At 60.6% G+C, this 18,786-nt stretch carries 14 protein-coding genes and 1 pseudogene; 6 read left to right on the top strand and 9 right to left on the bottom strand.

What is annotated here, in order from left to right; translation table 11 throughout:
- Nucleotides 1-11 precede the first annotated feature (11 nt).
- The 3 genes from ACIP66_RS06015 to ACIP66_RS06005 all read right to left on the bottom strand — a co-directional run bounded on the left by ACIP66_RS06015 (nt 12) and on the right by ACIP66_RS06005 (nt 4,157).
- Nucleotides 12-476 (bottom strand): curlin, encoded by a 465-nt coding sequence (locus ACIP66_RS06015; RefSeq protein WP_400646288.1) that lies wholly within the window; start codon nt 474-476, stop codon nt 12-14.
- Between the two features lie 70 nt (nt 477-546).
- Nucleotides 547-2,775 carry an Ig-like domain-containing protein gene (locus ACIP66_RS06010; protein WP_400646285.1) on the bottom strand — a complete coding sequence of 743 codons (2,229 nt, stop codon included), beginning with the start codon at nt 2,773-2,775 and terminating at the stop codon, nt 547-549.
- A gap of 35 nt (nt 2,776-2,810) precedes the next feature.
- Nucleotides 2,811-4,157: a hypothetical protein gene (locus ACIP66_RS06005; RefSeq protein ID WP_400646282.1), complete on the bottom strand. Its 1,347-nt coding sequence runs from the start codon at nt 4,155-4,157 to the stop codon at nt 2,811-2,813.
- 423 nt (nt 4,158-4,580) lie between these two features.
- Between ACIP66_RS06005 and ACIP66_RS06000 the strand changes: the two genes are divergently transcribed.
- The 5 genes from ACIP66_RS06000 (at nt 4,581) to ACIP66_RS05980 (ending at nt 13,191) form a co-directional block, all read left to right on the top strand.
- Nucleotides 4,581-6,029 (top strand): sensor histidine kinase, encoded by a 1,449-nt coding sequence (locus ACIP66_RS06000; protein ID WP_400646279.1) that lies wholly within the window; start codon nt 4,581-4,583, stop codon nt 6,027-6,029.
- Nucleotides 6,030-6,302: 273 nt separating this feature from the next.
- The gene (locus ACIP66_RS05995) at nt 6,303-9,110 is read left to right on the top strand and encodes a multicopper oxidase domain-containing protein (RefSeq protein ID WP_400646276.1); all 2,808 of its coding nucleotides are present in this window, start codon (nt 6,303-6,305) and stop codon (nt 9,108-9,110) included.
- A gap of 17 nt (nt 9,111-9,127) precedes the next feature.
- Complete coding sequence (locus ACIP66_RS05990) at nt 9,128-10,207, top strand: SCO family protein (RefSeq protein ID WP_400646273.1); 1,080 nt, start codon at nt 9,128-9,130, stop codon at nt 10,205-10,207.
- 94 nt (nt 10,208-10,301) lie between these two features.
- Complete coding sequence (locus ACIP66_RS05985) at nt 10,302-11,792, top strand: sensor histidine kinase (RefSeq protein WP_400646270.1); 1,491 nt, start codon at nt 10,302-10,304, stop codon at nt 11,790-11,792.
- Complete coding sequence (locus ACIP66_RS05980; RefSeq protein ID WP_400646269.1) at nt 11,761-13,191, top strand: sigma-54-dependent transcriptional regulator; 1,431 nt, start codon at nt 11,761-11,763, stop codon at nt 13,189-13,191. Before ACIP66_RS05985 ends, ACIP66_RS05980 begins: the two co-directional genes overlap by 32 nt.
- Before the next feature lie 111 nt (nt 13,192-13,302).
- On the opposite strand, the gene ACIP66_RS05975 is transcribed toward ACIP66_RS05980, so the two are convergent.
- Both ACIP66_RS05975 and ACIP66_RS05970 read right to left on the bottom strand, forming a co-directional pair.
- Nucleotides 13,303-13,653: a hypothetical protein gene (locus ACIP66_RS05975; protein ID WP_400646266.1), complete on the bottom strand. Its 351-nt coding sequence runs from the start codon at nt 13,651-13,653 to the stop codon at nt 13,303-13,305.
- Between the two features lie 225 nt (nt 13,654-13,878).
- Nucleotides 13,879-14,022, bottom strand: a pseudogene (locus ACIP66_RS05970) (DNA-binding protein); the annotation flags it as partial.
- 305 nt (nt 14,023-14,327) lie between these two features.
- Here ACIP66_RS05970 and ACIP66_RS05965 point away from each other — a divergent pair.
- Nucleotides 14,328-15,125, top strand: a complete 798-nt coding sequence (locus ACIP66_RS05965) for a class I SAM-dependent methyltransferase (RefSeq protein ID WP_400646265.1) — start codon at nt 14,328-14,330, stop codon at nt 15,123-15,125.
- A gap of 208 nt (nt 15,126-15,333) precedes the next feature.
- Here the strand turns inward: ACIP66_RS05965 and ACIP66_RS05960 are convergent, their stop codons facing one another.
- The 4 genes from ACIP66_RS05960 to ACIP66_RS05945 form a co-directional block, all read right to left on the bottom strand.
- Nucleotides 15,334-16,026 (bottom strand): N-acetyltransferase, encoded by a 693-nt coding sequence (locus tag ACIP66_RS05960; protein ID WP_400646262.1) that lies wholly within the window; start codon nt 16,024-16,026, stop codon nt 15,334-15,336.
- A gap of 112 nt (nt 16,027-16,138) precedes the next feature.
- A complete protein-coding gene (locus tag ACIP66_RS05955) occupies nt 16,139-16,930 on the bottom strand; it encodes a ChbG/HpnK family deacetylase (protein ID WP_400646260.1) in 792 nt (263 codons plus the stop codon).
- A complete protein-coding gene (locus ACIP66_RS05950; protein WP_400646257.1) occupies nt 16,902-18,086 on the bottom strand; it encodes a GNAT family N-acetyltransferase in 1,185 nt (394 codons plus the stop codon). Before ACIP66_RS05950 ends, ACIP66_RS05955 begins: the two co-directional genes overlap by 29 nt.
- Nucleotides 18,087-18,090: 4 nt before the next feature.
- Complete coding sequence (locus ACIP66_RS05945; protein WP_053119122.1) at nt 18,091-18,780, bottom strand: hypothetical protein; 690 nt, start codon at nt 18,778-18,780, stop codon at nt 18,091-18,093.
- Nucleotides 18,781-18,786 lie beyond the last annotated feature (6 nt).

The following is an 18,786-nucleotide window of genomic DNA, read 5'->3' as shown; positions in this document are numbered from 1 at the left end:
ATTTGCAGTGCTTAGCGATATTGCTTGACCGAAACGCTCATGCCGTTGCCCGACTGGGTCACGGCGCTTTGCAGCCCCGCGCCGGCCTGCTCGATGCTGGCGTCGTTGTTGTTGCCGTTTTGCGAAATCTGCGCGCGGTTGTGGCTGCCGTTTTGCGTGATGGAGGCGGCGTTGCCGGAACCGTTCTGGTTGATCAGGGCCATCAAGTCGCTGCCCTGTTGCAGGATGTACGCCTCCTGATTGCTGCCCGACTGCACGATCTGCCCGAGCAGCGACTGACCGTTTTGTTGCAGCAGGGCGACGTTGGCTTGGCCGAATTGATCGATCAGGGCTTGCTGACCCACGGGTGGGGGCAGTTCGCCGAGGTCGCTGCTGGTCGGGGCCAGGTCGTCGTTGTCCATCAGGTCGTCGGCGCGCACGCCCGCACTGCTGCACAGCAGGAGCAGGCAAAGCAGGGCGGCGGTCGGCGTGTTCATGGCTTACATCCTGTCAGGCGTTAACCGATTTGAAGGGCCCCAGCCACCCGAAAGTGGCTGGGGATCTGGCTTACAGCGTGGTCACCGAGACCGTGCGCACGGTGCCCTGAGATGAGCGGATCGTCGCGGTCGGGTTGGCCGATGGCACCACCGTCGTGTTGTTCAGCGTCAGCCGCCAGCGTCCGGTCAACGGCACCGTGGTGGTGCCAAGAGTGACCAGCCCGGTCGGGGTCGTGACCTGCACGGTGATGGTGTTGCCGGTGGTCACTGACGAGGTGCCGGTGAAGTCCCAGTTGAAGCGTCCGCCGGAGCGTGCCTGCACCGTCGATGCGGTCACGGCGAAGGTTTCCGCCGCTGGCCGTGGCGACACTTGCACCGTGACTGTGGCCGGCGTCGACAGGGCACCGAAGTTGTCCCGAGCGATGTAGGTGAAGGTCGTGGTGAACGCCGTGGTGACGGTGGCGGGCGGGGTGTAGGTGATCACCGTGCCGTTGCTGCTGACCGTGCCGCGTCCGGCGGCGGGTTGGGTCAGGCTGTTGACGGCCAGCGGCACGTTGCCTTCCGGATCGGTGTCGTTGGCCAGCACGTTGATCGGGATCGCTACGCCCAGAGTGGCGACGCTGTCGGCGACGGCGGTCGGTGCCTGGTTTGGCGCGACGGTGATGGTTACGGTCGCCGGGTTGGCCGAGGCCAGACCTTTGGCGTCCTGCGCCTTGTAGGTGAAGGTCGTGGTCAGTGGCGCGTTCACCACCGCAGGCGGGGTGTAGACCACCGAGGTGCTGCCGTTGAGTGCGACGGTGCCTTGACCGGCCGCCGGTTGAGTCAACGCGGTGATGCCCAGTGGATTATTGCCATCGGGATCGCTGTCGTTGGTCAGCAAGCTGAGGGTGATCGGCACACCAAAACTGGTGCTGCCAGCATCGGCGTTGGCGATTGGCGCCTGGTTCTCACCGGTGTTCGGTGCAGTGCCGACCACCACAACAGGCTCAGTGTCACTGCCGCCGGCGGCGGATTTCACCGTCACGGCAGCGGGTGGCTGAGTCAGGTCGGCGACGGTAATGCGCTGCAGAGTGCCGGTCTTCGACAAACGTCCGTAGCCTTGGGCAACCATGTCCGGGATCGCCACCTCATCGCTTGAAGTGGCTTCGATCAGCAGGCTGTGGTTGGCCCAGTTGTAACGTGCGGTCTGCACTTTCACCACGTCGGTGAGCTTGGCCGATACGGCCGTTGGCCGAGTGGTTCCGGTCGGGTTGGTGGCCGTCACGACCACTACCGGAGGGACAGCACCGGTGCCCAATCGATGGCCGAAGAACAGACCGTTGTTGTCGCCCAGCAGATTGGTCTGGCACGGCGTTTGTGGTGGGCCGGGCAGCAACGCAACGGTTTCGCGGAAGCACAGGGTCGAGCTGCTGTCAGCCTTGGCGAACACCTCGGCACGCACACCAGCGGCGGTGCGGCGATAGGTCGCGCGGTCGATGTCGACGTGGGTCTGCTGACGGTTGTCGAGCACTTTGCCGGAAAGGCTGAACACGTTCGACTGGATGGTGCCGGCAGGCCCGGTGATGCGCACGAAGTTGGTGTTGAACGGGCTGCCGGTCACCGCTTCGTTGAGGTTCGGGTCGCCGACAAAAGTTTCGGTGGCGCCGGTGTCCGGGTTCACTTCGGTGTACGGCCCGTTGACGCTGCGCAGGAACGGGCCGATCGCACCACCGACAGCACCGCTGAAATTGCCCGGTGCGCCGATGCCGATGTCGCGAGTGATGTTGATCGCCCGCCGGCCAGGCGCGGTGACGTTGACCGTTTCCACACCATACGGGTGAGTGATGGTGTAGGTGCCGGCAAGCGGTACGTTCACCCGGATGCGAATCCGCGCGAAGCTTTGTTGATCACCGTCGGCCGGATTTTCCGAGGCGAACGCCGCTTCAATCCCGGCGACGTAGGCGTCCATCCCGTAACCGGCGGCGTTGTTGGCGATGGTGGTTTCGGCCAGAAACCAGAACGCTTCCGGTGGCCAGTTATCCGGGAAAATCATCGGCTGAGCATCATCGTAGATACCCGGCTCGGCGAGCAGGATGCACATGTAGGCCGGTGGCACGCTGGCCGCCACTCGCGAGCTGGCGGCGCGCGACTGGCAGAGCTCCATCGACAGCTGGTTTTCGTCCTGATACCACATCGGGAATTTCCCGGTGGCGAAGGTGTAGGGGCCGGGGTCGACGGCGGCGAGTTGCGCATAGGCACTGCCGGTCAGCGAGAGAGCGAGCCCGAGCGCGTTGAGCGCAAAGCGTGGCCACTTGTTCATGATGCCTCCTGATGCGGATCTGGGCATGTGAGCGTTCATTGCACGATGACCACTTCTTCGGTGTCGCTGCCGCCGTTGGACGACGTCACGCGCACCTTGGCCGGTGGAATCGGCGAGATCCCGGTGGCCAGGGTTTTCACCGCGCCGTCGCCACCGAGCGCACCGATGGCGGCGCCGCTGCCGGAGGTCGCGGTAAGTAGTGGCGGCGAGGTTTCGTCGCTGGTCGAGGCCACCACGGTGAGTTGGCCGGAGCTCAGGCTGTATTGCGCGCTCTGGATCACCACCAGATCGGTCAGGGCCATGGGCAGGGTGGTCGGCGTGCTGCTGGCGATGGCCAAGTGGTTGTCGGCGGTCACCTGCAGCGTGGTCGGCAAGGTCGGGTTGACCGCCGATTGCGCATACCAACTGCCGGTGCTGTTGGCTTCGGTCATGTTCAGCACGGGCGTGCTGCTGGTGACGGCCGCCGTACCCGGTGCCGGCGGCGCGAGGACGAACACGTCTTGCTGCGCCACCGGTGCGCTGTCGCCGGCCTTGCGTGAGTAGGTGCTGCGCTGCGCGATCATCGGTGTTGGCCGCACGACGGTCGACAACTTGCCGGAGACGGCAAACGTCGTGGAACGCAGATCCAGACCATTCGGGCCTTCGATGCGCACGAAGTTGGTGTTGAACGGACTGCCCGTCACCGCTTCGGAAAGGTTCGGATCGCCAACAAATTGTTCGGCGGCACCGGTCAGCGGATTGGTCTCGGTGTACGGCCCGTTGACGCTACGCAGGAACGGGCCGATGTCGCCCTTGAGTGCGCCGTCATAGGTTTTCGGAGTGCCGATGCCGATGTCGCGGGTCATGTTGATCGCACGGCGACCGGGGGTGTCGATGTTGAACACATCGACGCCGTACGGGTGGGTGATGACGTAGGTACCCGCGGTGGGCACGTCGACGCGAATACGGATTCGCGCGAAGCTGACTTGATCACCTTCCACCGGTTCTTCGGCGGCGAACGCGGCTTCGATGGCACTGACGTAGGTCAGGTCGATCCCGCGTGCGGCGTCGACGAGGGTGGTTTCGCCGGTGAACCAGAACGCTTCGTCGGGAAAGTTGCTCGGGAAGACGATCGGTTGGGTGTCGTCAAACACGCCGGGGGTCGGTAGCAGCGAGCACATGTACGACGGTGCGCCGGGTGCGCTCGGCACTCGCGAGCTGAGTGCTTTCGACAGGCACAGATCGAGGGTGCGACCGTGGGTGTCCTGATACCAATTGGCGAAACCGCCACTGGCCGGCGTGTACGGGCCCGGATCTACAGCAAACAAAGCGGCCTGAGCGATGCCCTGGGCCAAGGCGCTCACGACCAGGACGGTCGCGGTTTTGGACAGTAAAGGGTGCATGAGTTAATCCCTCTATCGAAGTACCTGCCCCTTGGGGATGGGTCAGTTGCAGAGGGCCTGTACACCTTCCATGCCAAGGTGCAGTGAATGGGCGGGAGAGGGCCGGGGTAGAGGGGTTTGCAGGTGTGAAGTTGGGTTTTTTTGCCAGCGGGGAAAGGGCGCCATTCCCCAGAATCGGGGACGATGGGGATGAACATCCATTACCTGCCAAACACATAACCCTGTAGGAGCTGCCGAAGGCTGCGATCTTTTGATCCTGTTTTTAAATTTTTAAATCAAGATCAAAAGATCGCAGCCTTCGGCAGCTCCTACAGGGATTTGCGGTGGGTTTGGCAGGTGTGCATCGGGTCGATATCCCCGCAACCGGGCAAACCCCCACCCGTGGGCTATAACCCTATAGGGATGTATCGGGAAGTCGCCGCCATGAACATGCAGTCGAAATCGCTTCCGGTTGAGGAGGGCACGCTACGGTTGGGCTCGCGCAAGCAGCCGTTCAACCTGCTGCGCTGGTTTTCGCTGATCAGCATGGCGGTGATCGCCACCGTGGCGGTGGCGCTCGGCGCGGTGTCGACGCGGTTCGTGATCGAGGAAAGCGTGCAGCGCGACGCCTTGCTCACCGCGCAATTCATTCAGGCCATCGCTTCAGCCGAAGTGCGCCACGTCTCGATCCCCAACGTGCGCACCATGGGCGAGTTGCTCGACCCGCGCCAAGACAAGGATTTTCCCGATGTCGATCCACAAGCCCGGGCCGATGCGCGCGGAGAGTTTCTCGATCACATCGAACACTTGCCCGACGTGATCCTCGCCAACATCTATGCGCCGGATCGCCAGGTGATCTGGTCGACCAACCCGGTTCTCGTCGGCACCAGCATCCATGCCGACGAAGACCTTGATCGCGCCTTCAACGAAAAGATTCCGGTGTCGGCCAGCTATCACGACGTCGACAAGGCGCGTGAAGAACAGAAGTTCGTCATCCCGCCGGACTACATCTTTATCGAAAACTACATCCCGCTGTTCGACGCCGACGGCAAGACCGTCACGGCGATGGTCGAGATTTATAAGGAACCCAAAGACCTGATCGCGCGCATGGAGCGTGGAATGATCCTGATCTGGCTGGCCACTGCGCTCGGCGGCGGGCTGATTTATCTGGGCTTGTACTGGATCGTGCGGCGCGCGGCGATTTTGCTCGCCGTGCAGCAAAAACAACTGATCGCCAATGAAACGTATGTTGCGTTGGGCGAGATGTCGTCCGCCGTGGCGCACAGTCTGCGCAATCCGCTGGCGACCATCCGTTCCAGCGCCGAGCTCGCGTTGGAGTTCGACGCCGGCCCGGCCGAGAAGAACATCAAAGACATCATCGGCCAGGTCGATCGCATGTCGAAATGGGTGCGCGAGTTGCTGCAGTCGTTGCGTCCGCTCAACGATGACCCGGAACCGGTGAACCTCGTGGCGGCGCTGCACGAGAGCCTCGTCGCCTTCGAACAGCAGATCGCCAGGGCAGGCGTAAAAGTAGTGTTTCAGCCGCAGCACACGCCAATGGTGCTGAGCCAGCCGGTGCAACTGACGCAGATCCTCAACAGCCTGCTGGCCAACGCGCTGGAGGCGATGGACAAGGGCGGCACGCTGACCATCAGCCTCGAACCAAGCGACGATCGCGGCGTGTGCGTGGTGCTCAGCGACACCGGCAAAGGCATGAACGAAGAACAGCGCACCATGGCCTTCCGGCCGTTTTTCACCACCAAGGCCGGCGGCCTCGGCGTCGGTCTGGTGCTGGTCAAACGCATCATGGAACGCTTCGGCGGCGGCGTAACCCTGCACAGCTGCGAAGGTGAGGGCACCACCGTGCGCCTGGCCTTCCAACTCGTCGAGTAATTCGCTAACCCCTGTAGGAGCTGCCGAAGGCTGCGATCTTTTGATCTTGATTTTAAAAAACAAGATCAAAAGATCGCAGCCTTCGGCAGCTCCTACAGGGACTATGTATCCCCAAAATTTTTATGAACTTCCCCCATCACTGGGTGTCAAGCCCCGGTCACCGGGGAGTGGGGACACCCGCAGCCCCCGCAAGCCCCTGTAACAACTGGAAATAAATTCTTGGCGCACTAGTTGCAAAACACCATCACCCCTTCCTTGATGAGGCGGCTGGTGATGGACAGAACAACGCGTAACCCAAGCAACACCTTCCTGCTGACGCCGCTGAGCGTCTTCCTGCTGTTGACCCTCGGCACCATGGCCGGCGTTCGAGCGAGCCCGATCGATGACGAACGCGAGCCCGAAGCGTCCGATCCGTCGGCCTACTACGACGAGCCGGCGGATGAGGCGACGGCGCTCAACGCCATCCTGACCATGCCCGAGGCCAACGAAGATTCTTTCGACTTGCCCGACGGCGTCAAAGGCTCGCGTGACACTCCGCGTGCGGAAAACAGCCTGCCGCCGACCGTGCAGACCAGTTTCAACTACCCCACCAACGGCAAGCCGAGCCCGCTCTATGGCGCGCAGCCGTTCACCCAGCAATTGGTGTTGTTCGAAGAGTTCGGCCCGGAAAAACTCGACCCGACCACTCCCGCCGCGCCGCTGCCATTTCCGCCGGCCGCGATCGGCCCGGCTCCCGCTCAGGATCCGAACAACGTCGCCCGCAGTGCGCCACCCGGCACTGCGCTCGACGCGTTCTTGCGTCAACCGGGCCTGACGCCATTCCCCAGCCAGTTCTCCAACATTGTCGACCGCAACCCGTGGCAGGCGCAGATCGAGGTGTTCCTCAACCGCCATATCGGTTCGTCGGCAGAAGGGCGGCCGCCAGGAAAGGGCTGGGCGCACCAGCGCTGGAACGAGTTCTACCCGCAAGTTGCCTACAAAACCGCGCAAACCGGTGCGCGCATCAATGGCGGCCTGCGTGACAGCGTGCAGATGCACCACTACGCCGTGGGCGAATTCGGCCCCGGCGGCCTGTACCACAACGTCGCCGGTGTACCGCTGACGGACGGCACGGCCAAAGGCGTCGACCCGCGCTTCCACCCGAACATGCCGGTGCAGAACCACAACGCGGTGTGGACGTTCGACGGCACGCTGCCGCCGAAACTGTTGATGGTGCGCTACGGCCAGCCGGTGATGATGCGTCACTACAACGGCTTGCCGATTGATCCGGCGGCTAACCGTGGTTTCGGCTTGCACACCATCAGTACCCACGAGCACAACGGTCACGCGCCGGCAGAAAGCGACGGTTACGCCAACGCATTTTTCTTCCCGGGGCAGTTCTACGACTATCGCTGGCCGATCCAGCTCGCCGGTTACGACAGCATCAACACCAAGGCTGAAGACCCGCGCGCAGCGTTCCCTTGCGCACCGGGTGAAACTCTGTGGGTCAACGACTTGGCTCCGGCGAAAAAGACCTGCGACCACGGCACCATCAAGATTCGCGGCGACTGGCGCGAGACCATGAGCACCCACTGGTTCCACGATCACATGCTCGATTTCACCGCGCAGAATGTCTACAAGGGCAACGCGGCGATGATGAATTACTACAGCGCGCTGGATCGCGGCAACGAGTCGGTCAACGACGGCGTCAACCTGCGCCTGCCCAGCGGCAGCGCCTTGCCGTGGGGCAACCGCGACTACGATGTCAACCTGGTGTTCGCCGACAAGGCCTGGGATCAGGAAGGCCAGTTGTGGTTCAACCCGTTCAACACCGACGGCTTCCTCGGCGATCAGATGCTGGTCAACTGGCAGTGGAAACCGACCCTCGACGTGCGTGCGCGCAGCTACCGTTTCCGCATCCTCAACGGCTCGGTGTCGCGTTACTTCAAACTGGCGCTGGTGCGTGAGATCAAAGGCAGCAGCGGCGAGTTTCAAGGGCCGAAAAACTCTGGCGTGTCGTACAGCCGCGTGCCGTTTCACATGATCGCCAACGACGGCAACATCATGGAGCACAGCGTGCCATTCGACGGCTCGATGGATCTCGATGCCGACGGCGACAAACAGAACCACAACGCGATCTTGCCGACCCAGGGTATTGCCGAGCGCTTCGACATCATCGTCAACTTCGCCAAAAACGGCATCAAACCCGGCGACAAACTGTTCTTCCTCAACTTGCAGGCCCACGACGACGGCAAGGGGCCGAAAGACGTGATCTCGCTGGCCGACGTGCTCTCCGAGAAATACCTCGCGGTAATCAAGCAGAGCAGCAAAGGCCCGCAGTGGGACAAGGGCGATCCGGCGGTGGGCAAAGTCTTGCAGCTCAACGTCAAGGCCTACACCGGCCAGGATCTGGCGATGGATCCGGCAGCCTACGAGCCGGCCAAACCGGGCAAGGCTGAAGGGCTGGTGATGATTCCGCTGAAGATTCACCGCGACAACGCTGCCGACAAAGCACTGCTGGCCAACGCCCGTCACCGCACCTTCACCTTCGGCCGTTCCGACGGCACTGATGAAGCGCCGTGGACGGTCAAGACCGATGGCGGGTTCGGCTTCCACATGGATCCAAGGCGCCTCAACGCCTCGACCAAATTGTCCAGCGGCCCGACCGACGCCGGTATCACCGGTTTCGGCACCCTGGAGGTGTGGAACATCAAGGCCGGCGGCAAGGGCTGGAGCCATCCGGTGCACGTGCACTTCGAGGAGGGGATCATCCTCAGTCGCGGCGGCAAGGCACCGCCTGAATGGGAAAAATGGGCGCGCAAAGACGTCTATCGCATCGGTTCGGAAAACGATGGGCTGGACAGCGTCGAGATGGCGATCAACTTCCGCGAGTTTGCCGGGACGTACATGGAGCACTGTCACAACACTCAGCATGAGGACAACTCGATGCTGCTGCGTTGGGACCTTGAGAAGCCCGGGCAACTGCAGTTGATGCCGACGCCTCTGCCAAGTTGGGACGGCGTGCGCTACGTCAACTCCGCCGCGCTGCCAACCTTCCGCAATGGCGATGGCTTCGGCCCGCAAGTGACCGTGAAAAAATGAACCGCGAGCGCACCGTCATGCCAACACAAGCTCCGCGTTCCCGCGCGCTGGGCATGCACCTGGTGCTGATGCTGGTGGTCTGTGTGCTCGGCAGCCGCGTGCTGCTGGCACATCAGGCCAGCGTCGGCCAACCGCCCGCGGCCAGCGAATCCGCCACCCCGTGGGGTGGCGACTATTTCCCCAATACCCTGCTGACCGATCAGGACGGTCAGCAGGTGCATTTTTTCGATGACCTGATCAAAGACAAAGTGGTGGTGATCAACTTCATCTTCACCTCGTGCAGCGACTCCTGCCCACTGGAAACCGCGCGCCTGCGCCAGGTGCAGAAACTGCTCGGCGATCGGGTCGGGCAGGACATTTTCTTCTACTCGATCAGCATCGATCCGCTGAGCGATACGCCCGAGGTGCTCAAGGCCTATTCGCAACGCTTCAAGGTCGGGCCGGGCTGGAAGTTTCTCACCGGCGAATTCGAAGACGTCACCGACCTGCGCAAGAAACTCGGGCTGTTCATCGAAGGTGTCGACAACGGCCGCAGCAAGGATCACAACCTCAGCCTGATCGTCGGCAATCAGACCACCGGGCGCTGGATGAAAGCTTCGCCATTCGAAAATCCGTGGATTCTTGCCGATCAACTGGCCAACACCTTGCAGAACTGGAAGCAGCCGAGCATCGAAGAAAGCTACGCGAACGCCCCGGATATTCGCCCGCCGAGCAACGGTGAAGAACTGTTTCGCACCCGCTGCGCCTCGTGCCACAGCCTCGGCCCGCAGGATGGCCAAGGCATTGGCATGCGCAACATCGGCCCCGACCTGATTGGCGTGACCCGCAACCGCGACCCCAAATGGCTGAATCGCTGGATTCGTGAACCGGATCGCTTGCTTGCGGAAAAAGACCCGATCGCGCTGCAACTGTATGAACAATTCGAGCGAATTCCGATGCCCAACCTGCGCCTCGACGAAGCGTCGGCGCAGTCGATCATCGACTTCCTCAGTGACGAAACCGAACGTCAGCAAACGTCCGCCAAAGGCTTGGCCGACGGCGGCTTGACGCCAGTAAAACCGGGTGATAGCGCCGCGACGGTGAGTCAAATGCGCTAGCGGCAAAATAGCATCATTGAACCGTGTGTCGCGGTCATAGCCACCTACACTAAGGGCTGTAACCGCTTCGATACAAACACTCCAGGGCACTCCCATGCAGCGACTGGAAGCACAAAAAACCTCTGCACCGAACGCATCGGTCGCAGGCAAGGGCTGGCGTGAGCAGTTCGATCTGCTGCGCTGGTTCACGCTCGCCAGTTTTTTCATCATTGCGGCCGTGGCGCTGGGGCTCGGTTACATCTCCACGCGCTTCGTGGTCACCGAAAGCGTCGAGCGTGACGCACTGCTGACCGCGCAATTTGTTCAGGCCATCGGCGAGGCGGAGATGCGCCACGCCGACATCTCACCGGCGCGAACCATGGGTGAAATGCTCGACCCGCGCCAAGACAACAATTATCCCGACGTCGACCCGGCGTCGCACGTGTCGGCCCGCACCGAATTTCTCGATCACGTCGAGCACCTGCCGGACGTTCTTCTCGCCACCGTTTATGCGCTGGATCGCACGGTGATCTGGTCGACCAACGCCGAGCTGATCGGCGTGCACATCGACGATGACGACGAACTCGACGAGTCGTTCGAGATGAGAGTGCCGGTCTCCTCCAGCTACCACAAAATCGACGAGGAGCGTCCGGAGCAACGTTTGCTGCGCGAGCCGAAATACCTGTTCATCGAGAACTACATCCCGATGTTCAATGCCGATAAAAGCAAAGTCATCGCCATGGTCGAGATCTACAAGGAACCGTCGGATCTGGTCGACCGTATAGATCGCGGTTTCGCCTCGATCTGGGCGGCGACCTGTTTTGGCGGAGCGGCGATTTTTCTGGCGTTGTTCTGGATTGTGCGGCGTGCGGCAAAGTTATTGCAAAGCCAACAACAGCAATTGATCAGCAACGAAACCTTTGTTGCCCTCGGCGAGATGTCTTCGGCGGTGGCGCACAGTTTGCGTAATCCGCTGGCGACGATTCGTTCCAGCGCCGAACTGGCTCAGGAAGTCGCCAGCCCCGGTGCGCAACGCAATATCGGCGACATCATCAGTCAGGTCGACCGCATGTCGCGCTGGGTGCGCGAACTGCTGGTGTCGTTACGGCCGATGAATGACGACGGCGAAGCGGTGGATCTGGTGCTGGCGGTGGAGGACACTTTGGGTGCCTTCGATGCGTTGATCAGGCGTAACGGCGTCGAAGTGCGATTCAGTCCACAAAATTGCCTGCCGGTGGTCAGTCAAAAGGTGCTGCTTACGCAAATCCTCAATAGCCTGTTTGCCAACGCCCTCGAAGCCATGCCCAAGGGCGGCGTACTCAGCATTGAATTCGAATCACCGCAGCCGGACAGCGTGCGCATGACCCTGAGCGACACCGGCAAGGGCATGAGCGCGTCGCAGCAACTGCTGGTGTTCAAACCGTTTTTCACCACCAAACAGGGCGGCCTCGGGGTTGGCCTGGCGTTGGTCAAAAGAATCATGGAGCGCTTTCAAGGTTCGGTCGTCCTGACCAGCCGCGAGCAGGAAGGAACCCGCGTCAGTCTCAACTTCAAAGTGGCATCGGGAGGGGAATATGGAACACAGCATTCTGCTGGTCGAGGATGACGAACTGTTGGCCGAGAATATTCAGACCTACCTGGAGCGCAAAGACTTCGAGGTGACAGTCTGCCATTCGGCCGAAGACGCGCTGGAGCAACTGGAAAGCTTTATGCCCGACATCGTCCTGACGGATAACTCGCTGCCGGGCATGAGTGGTCACGACCTGATCCAGAAGCTGCGCATCAGCGCGCCGGATCTCAAAGTGATCATGATGACCGGTTACGGCAACGTCGAAGACGCGGTGGTGGCGATGAAGGAGGGCGCCTTTCATTACGTGACCAAACCGGTTGCGTTGGCGGAACTCAAGCTGCTGCTCGACAAGGCCCTGGCCACTGAACGGATGGAGCGCACGCTGTCGTTCTATCAGGAGCGCGAGGCGCAGAAATCCGGGATACAGGCGCTGATCGGCGACTCGGCGCCGATGCAGTATCTGAAAAATACCATTGGCCAGTTGCTCGACGCAGAACGGCGCATGGCCAACACCGATCTGCCACCGGTGTTGGTCGAAGGCGAGACCGGCACCGGCAAGGAACTGGTGGCCCGTGCGCTGCACTTCGACGGCCCGCGTAGCAAAGGCCCGTTCATTGAGTTCAACTGCGCGTCGATTCCGTCGAATCTGGTGGAGTCGGAACTGTTCGGGCATGAGAAGGGCGCATTCACCGACGCCAAGGATCGCCGGGTCGGGCTGGTGGAAGCGGCGGATGGCGGCACGCTGTTTCTCGATGAGATTGGCGAGATGGATCTGCTGTTGCAGGCGAAGATCTTGAAATTGCTGGAGGATCGGACGATTCGCCGGGTGGGTTCGGTGAAGGAGCGCAAGGTCAATCTGCGGGTGATCAGCGCGACCAACTGCAACCTTGAGCAGATGGTGCAGCAGGGCAAATTCAGGCGTGATCTGTTTTTCCGTCTGCGGATTATTTCGATCAAAGTGCCGCGTTTGTATGCGCGCGGTGAGGATATTTTGCTGTTGGCGCGGCATTTCCTCGCCTGCCATGGCAAGCGTTACGGCAAACCGAATCTGCATTTCAGCCAGCAGGCCGAGGAGTTGCTGCTCAGTTACACCTGGCCGGGCAACGTGCGCGAGTTGCGCAACATGCTTGAGCAAACTGTGCTGCTGGCGCCGAGCGATACGATTGCCGCGCATCAGCTCAATGTGTGCATGAGCCTGGTCGACGAGCCGCCGCTGCATATTCATGAAGCGCCGGTGCACTACGAACCACGGCCGGCGAGCAATATGGAGTCGATGAACCTGCCGGAGGTGGAGCGCGATATGGTGCGCAAGATGCTCGACAAGACCGACTGGAACGTCACCAAATCCGCGCGCCTGCTCGGCCTGAGCCGCGACATGCTGCGCTACCGCATCGAAAAACTCGGCCTGGCCCGCCCGGATAAACGGCAGTGGTAGCGGCCGTACACAATGTAGGAGCTGCCGCAGGCTGCGATCTTTTGATCTTGTTTTAAGATCAAGATCAAAAGATCGCAGCCTTCGGCAGCTCCTACAGTGGGCGTACGGTATTCAGTGTTGTTGTTGCCGACTCAAACACTCCAGCAAACAACCGGGATCCAGCACCTCGTCATTCACATAAATCCCGCGCTCGGCATCGTATGTGCGAATAAACACCCGCACCGTCGCATCCGCCACCGTCGGCAGTTGTGAATCGTAGAACTCATGGTCACCCGGGATCACCACAAAATCCTGCGGCGCCGCCTCTTCATAAGATCGCGGCGGCGTCGCATTCAATGAATACGGGGCAGGGTGGGCAAAGGGCTGGTTCGGCCCGTAGTAAACAAAATTGCTGTCCAGCGCCTGCGCCTGAGTGGCAGCAAGCAGACAACCCATCAACAACAGCCGTTCGAGCATCAGCATGGCGGCACCTGCGAGTGCGGTATTCCCCAAGGCTATTAACTATAGCTGCCCACGCCACTAACGCCCGATCCACATCGGATCCCTGTAGGAGCTGCCGCAGGCTGCGATCTTTTGATCTTTAAAAGCAGGATCAAAAGATCGTCCGAACGCGGCCCGAGCCTGCGGCAGCTCCTACATTCAGGAAACCGGGTGGATCGCATGTCTAGGCTCTGCACATAGATCCGTCCCACGCGCGTTGAGCACATAGTCGCTTGCGCGAAGAAACTCTTCGTTATCCCCGTCTGCGAGTACCTGAGACAGGTATTCGCTGATGGCTTCGTCACTGTCCAGCAGTGCTGCCATGTCGAAATTCGTCAAAGTCTGGCTCATGGTTAAACCTCCTTAGCCATTTTTTGTGCGCGGCGGATGTCTGCGCTCTGTGAGGATATCCATGTGAACAGAGTTGAAAAGTCAGCCGAGTCTTCAATTTGTCTGGATAGGTCGCCAACAGCTGTAGGCACGAACCAATTCATTTGTAGGAGCTGCCGCAGGCTGCGATCTTTAAAAACAAGATCAAAAGATCGCAGCCTGCGGCAGCTCCTACACGGAGTGGCTTACAAGTTTGCAACAATCGCGATTGGCGGGGTGATCTAGACTCGGTTTCGCTCAATTACGAGCATCGTCCGGAGTGCGCCATGGAAGTGCCCAATAACGAAACCGCCATCGAGAGTAATCGACAGGCGTGGAACGATTCCGCCCGCCATCATGAGGATTCGCCTGACTGGCAGGCCGTGCTCAGCGAAGTTGCGCAGGCGGATTTCTCTTGTCTTGATGAGACCTTGAGCGGGTTGCTTGAGGTCGATGGTAAGGATGTGATTCAGCTGTGCTGCAACAATGGCCGCGAGAGTCTGTCGCTGTTTGCCCACGGTGCGCGGAGTGTGGTCGGGGTCGATCAGTCGGCGGCGTTTCTTGATCAGGCGCGTGAGCTGAACCGCCGTTCACCGCACAACGCCGAGTTCATCGAGACCGATATCCATCATTTGCCGGCGTCCTTGCACAACCGTTTTGACGTGGCGCTGATCACCATTGGCGTGTTCGGCTGGATGCCGGACATTGGCGAGTTTTTCCGTCATGTCGTCTCGACGCTGAAACCGGGAGGGAAACTGGTGATCTATGAAACCCATCCGTTTCTGGAAATGGTTGATCCGGATGCGGAAGATCCGTATCAGCTCGCCAGTTCGTACTTCCGCACCGAGCCATTTGTGCAGGAGGAGCCGATTGTGTATGTCGGCAAGGTTGAGCAGCAGGCGGCGAAGTCGTATTGGTTTGTGCACACGCTGGGGGATATTTTCAGTGCTGCCATGGCGGCGGGGCTGAATATTGCGCACTTCAAGGAGTATGCGCACTCGAACCGGGAAGAGGTGTATGACCAGTATTTGAATCGCGAGGCGCAGATGCCGATGTGCTTTACCCTGGTCGCCATCAAGACCTGAATGCTTTAGTGAGTCGACCCACATTGGCTATGCGCCATACACAAATCCTGTAGGAGCTGCCGAAGGCTGCGATCTTTTGATCTTCAAAGTCAAAAGATCGCAGCCTTCGGCAGCTCCTACAATGGTATTCGGCGCATAGCAGATCCCTTGTAGGAGTGAGCCTGCTCGCGAAGGCGGCAACAAAGCCACTGCAAATTCCGAAAGACAATCAAGCCTGCGCCGCCGCACTCACCACCGGCCGCCCCGGTTTGCGCAGCGGTTCAAGCCGCGATCCCTCATACCGCGTCTCACGGAAAAACTTCCAGCGTCCGAACAGGCAATACACGTGCATCACGCGCCCCTGCTCGTGATAGCCCATGCGAATGTGCAGCTTCAGCGCCGGAATATTGTGCGTCTCACAGACGTCCACCACCTTGTTGCAACCCTGCGCCGCCATCGCTTCCCACAGCGCCACCTGCACGTCCACCGACAGGCTGCTGCCGAAATACGTGCGGATCATCTCGCCGCCAAACTCAAAGAATTCACCCTGCTTCACCGGGAAGGTGCAGCCGTAATAATGACGGTCGTGATAGTCGCGAATGCTGCCCCAGATGAACCCCACCGCATGCCCATCCGCATCGAGGTACATATGCCCGGTGTGACCCTCGGCGGCGAGCTCCGCCATGGTCTCCACGCGGTCACCGAAATGTTTGCTGAACGCGATCGCGTTCTCCGGGGTGATGTCGACTTTGCTCAGGCCCTCGTATGGACGCAGCTTGTGCGGCGGCACCGGGGTGACCAGGTCACGCTCCATCCACAACAGTTCCCAATGGAAAAACACGTAACGTTTCCACAACGTGCCGAAGGTGCGGCCCAGGCCTTTTTGGCGGATGCGTTCTTGTAGTTTTTTGATAAAGCTCATGATGCCCTCCGTGGCCGAAGCCCGGTGTTGTTGTGGTCGCTTTGTGGGTATAGATCACCCTTGCCAGTTCATTTCAAAGTGCCATCTTGGAAAGTATTGCAAGGTATGTAACTCAATCGAGTGCGGCGGTACCGCGTAGAAAATCCTTGTTCAGATCGGCGTAGGAAACCCGTGGAACGCCCGTCAACCGCTGCTCTAGCACGCGGCTCAGGGACTCGTCAGGGTTGAGATAAGCATCACCAAAATCGGCGCCCAGTTGCGTCGGGTGCGCGACGATTTCCAGCACGCCGTCGGTCGGCGCGCTGTCGTTACGCAGGTCGATCGGCGTGCACACATAGTCAGCCGTCACACCAGCCAGACTCTGCAAGCGCCAATTGAGCAAACCCTTGAACACGCGCTTGGGCAGATTGAGGTTTTGCCCCAGATTGCGCGCCAGTCGAATCGGCACACCTTGATGCGCGGCAAACCGCGCGACGATCTCGCCAATCGGCCAGATGTTATGCACGTGCTGGTGGGAATCGATATGACTCGGCCGCACGCCGTGATCGACGCAACGCTGCCACTGCGCCTGCAATTCTTCACGCACCGCCTCGCGGTCTTCGCGACTGAGCCACAACCGATGGCGCGGCAGACTCAAGTCGAACACGCCATGGTCGTCGCAGAAGGTACGGCGCTTGAAAATCGCCTGACTCAACGGCCGCCCGTAGGTCAGGTTGAAGTGCAATCCAACCCGGCCTTGCAACGTCGGATGCCGGGCCATCGCGCACGCCGCTTCGAACGCCGGCATGTTGGCCATGGCCGTGGCAGAACTGATGACCCCGGCCTGAAAGGCAGCGAAGATCACCGCGTTTTCGTTCGGGCTGAGGCCGAAATCGTCAGCGTTGACTATGACTTGGCGTGGCATGTTCGCCCTCCGTGGTGATCGCAACAGGTTTCAAAACAGGTTTCGCTTGCTCGGCACGCCGCGCCCGCCAGGCTTGTACGCGCGGCTTGAGTCGATGCCACAGGCGCAAGCCCAGGCCGAGGACAAGACCACTCGGCCGCCAGGAATAAAAACTCCAGCGCCAGTGCTCCAGTTGTCCGGTCATGCGTTCGTGCAGTTGATGGCTGGAGTTTTCCAGGCTGACCCGCGAGGCATCGATCCAGTGCCAGTGATCGTCGAGCCCCCAGCGAATCCATTCCTCCAGCAACACCCGGCCGCTGCCCAGATCGGCGTATTGCGGCAGGAAGGCGAGGTTGTAATCGTAGAGCCGACCTTGCTCCAGCAGGCCGAGGCGATAGCTGATGCAGCGCCCGTTCAACTCCAGCGTGACCACCCGAACCAGGCCTTGGCCGGCGAGGGCGATGAACGCGCGTTCGATCAATTGGCGACTGGGTTCGCTGGCAAAAATGCCTACGCCTTCATCACCTTTCCAGCTCACCGCTTCGACTTCGCTGATGGCCTGCAACAACGGGCCCATGCTCATCGCGTCGGGAATAATTCTGCGCACCTCAGCGCCACACGCGGCAATCCGCTTGCGCGCCCGTCGCAGTTTGTAGCGCGGATCACCGGAGACTTCCTGATGATCGGCCTCGCTGATCAGGTGCACCGGCACTCGACAACTCAGCCGTCGTTCACCGGTGGAGCTGTGCGCCATCCATTCGGTGAGCGCACTTTCTTCACCGGCAGGTTCGGACAATTCATTGAGTTGCAGCAGCGCGTGGGGCACACGTTGGCGAATCATATTCAGCGCCTGACGCATGTCCTCAGCGCCCAACAACGACAGCAGCGCCAAGCGATCCGCCAGCGGATAACCCAAGTGATGCAGCACCCGAAACGGCACGCCGGCAAAGCGTTCGCGACTCGCCACCAGCGGCAGGCACAGACGCAATTCGTCCGCTTCCCAACCCAGCAGGATGTGCAGACGCTCATCCGTACCAAGGGCCTGCTCGGCCGCGCACAACCAACCAAGGCTGTTGAACGGCGTGTGATCCGTCACCCGCAGACGCAGCGCTTCATACGCTGCTTCGGGGAAATCGGCGGCGCACAGTGAAGTGCGCCATTCAAATCGCGTCACCATAGGCTCAGGCCGCCGTTGCTGTTACGGGTGGACGGGACGGTTTGCGCAGTGCGTCCAGACGCGAGCCGCTGTAGCGGGTTTCGCGGTAGAAGCGCCAGCGACTGAACAAGGTGTAAACATTCATGATCCGTCCCTGTTCGGTATAGCCCATGCGCAGGTGCAGCTTGAGCGCCGGGATGTTGTGAAATTCGCAGACATCGACGACCTTGTCGCAACCCTGTGCAGCCATGGCTTTCCACAGCTCCAGTTGCAGATCCACCGACAGCTCGGTGCCCCAATATTTGCGGGTCAACTCGCCGCCAAACTCGAAGAATTCGCCCGGTTTCACCGGGAACAGGCAGCCGTAGTAATGCCGGTCGAAATAGTCCCGCGAACTGCCCCAGATGAACGCCACGGCAGCGCCTTGATCGTCGAGGTGCATGTGCCCGGTGTGGCCTTCGTTGGCCAGTTCAGCCATGGTGCCGACGCGGTCACCGAAGTTGCGGGCGAAGGCGCTGGCGTTGTCTGGCGTGATCTTCACTACCTGCAATGGCGGGTAGGGTTTGAGGTTGTGCGGCGGCACCGGGCTGACCAGATCACGCTCCATCCACAGCAGTTCCTGATGGGAAAAAACATAGTGTTTCCAGGCTTTCGCCAAAGTGGCGCGCAGGCCTTTTTGTTTGATGTGCTCGCTGAGTTTGCTGACGATGCCCATGGTGCG

Source organism: Pseudomonas sp. NPDC088429 (assembly GCF_044753305.1).
Lineage (GTDB): Bacteria > Pseudomonadota > Gammaproteobacteria > Pseudomonadales > Pseudomonadaceae > Aquipseudomonas > Aquipseudomonas rustica.
The sequence above is the reverse complement of the archived record's forward strand: the minus strand, read 5'-3'. Positions and strand labels throughout refer to the sequence as shown.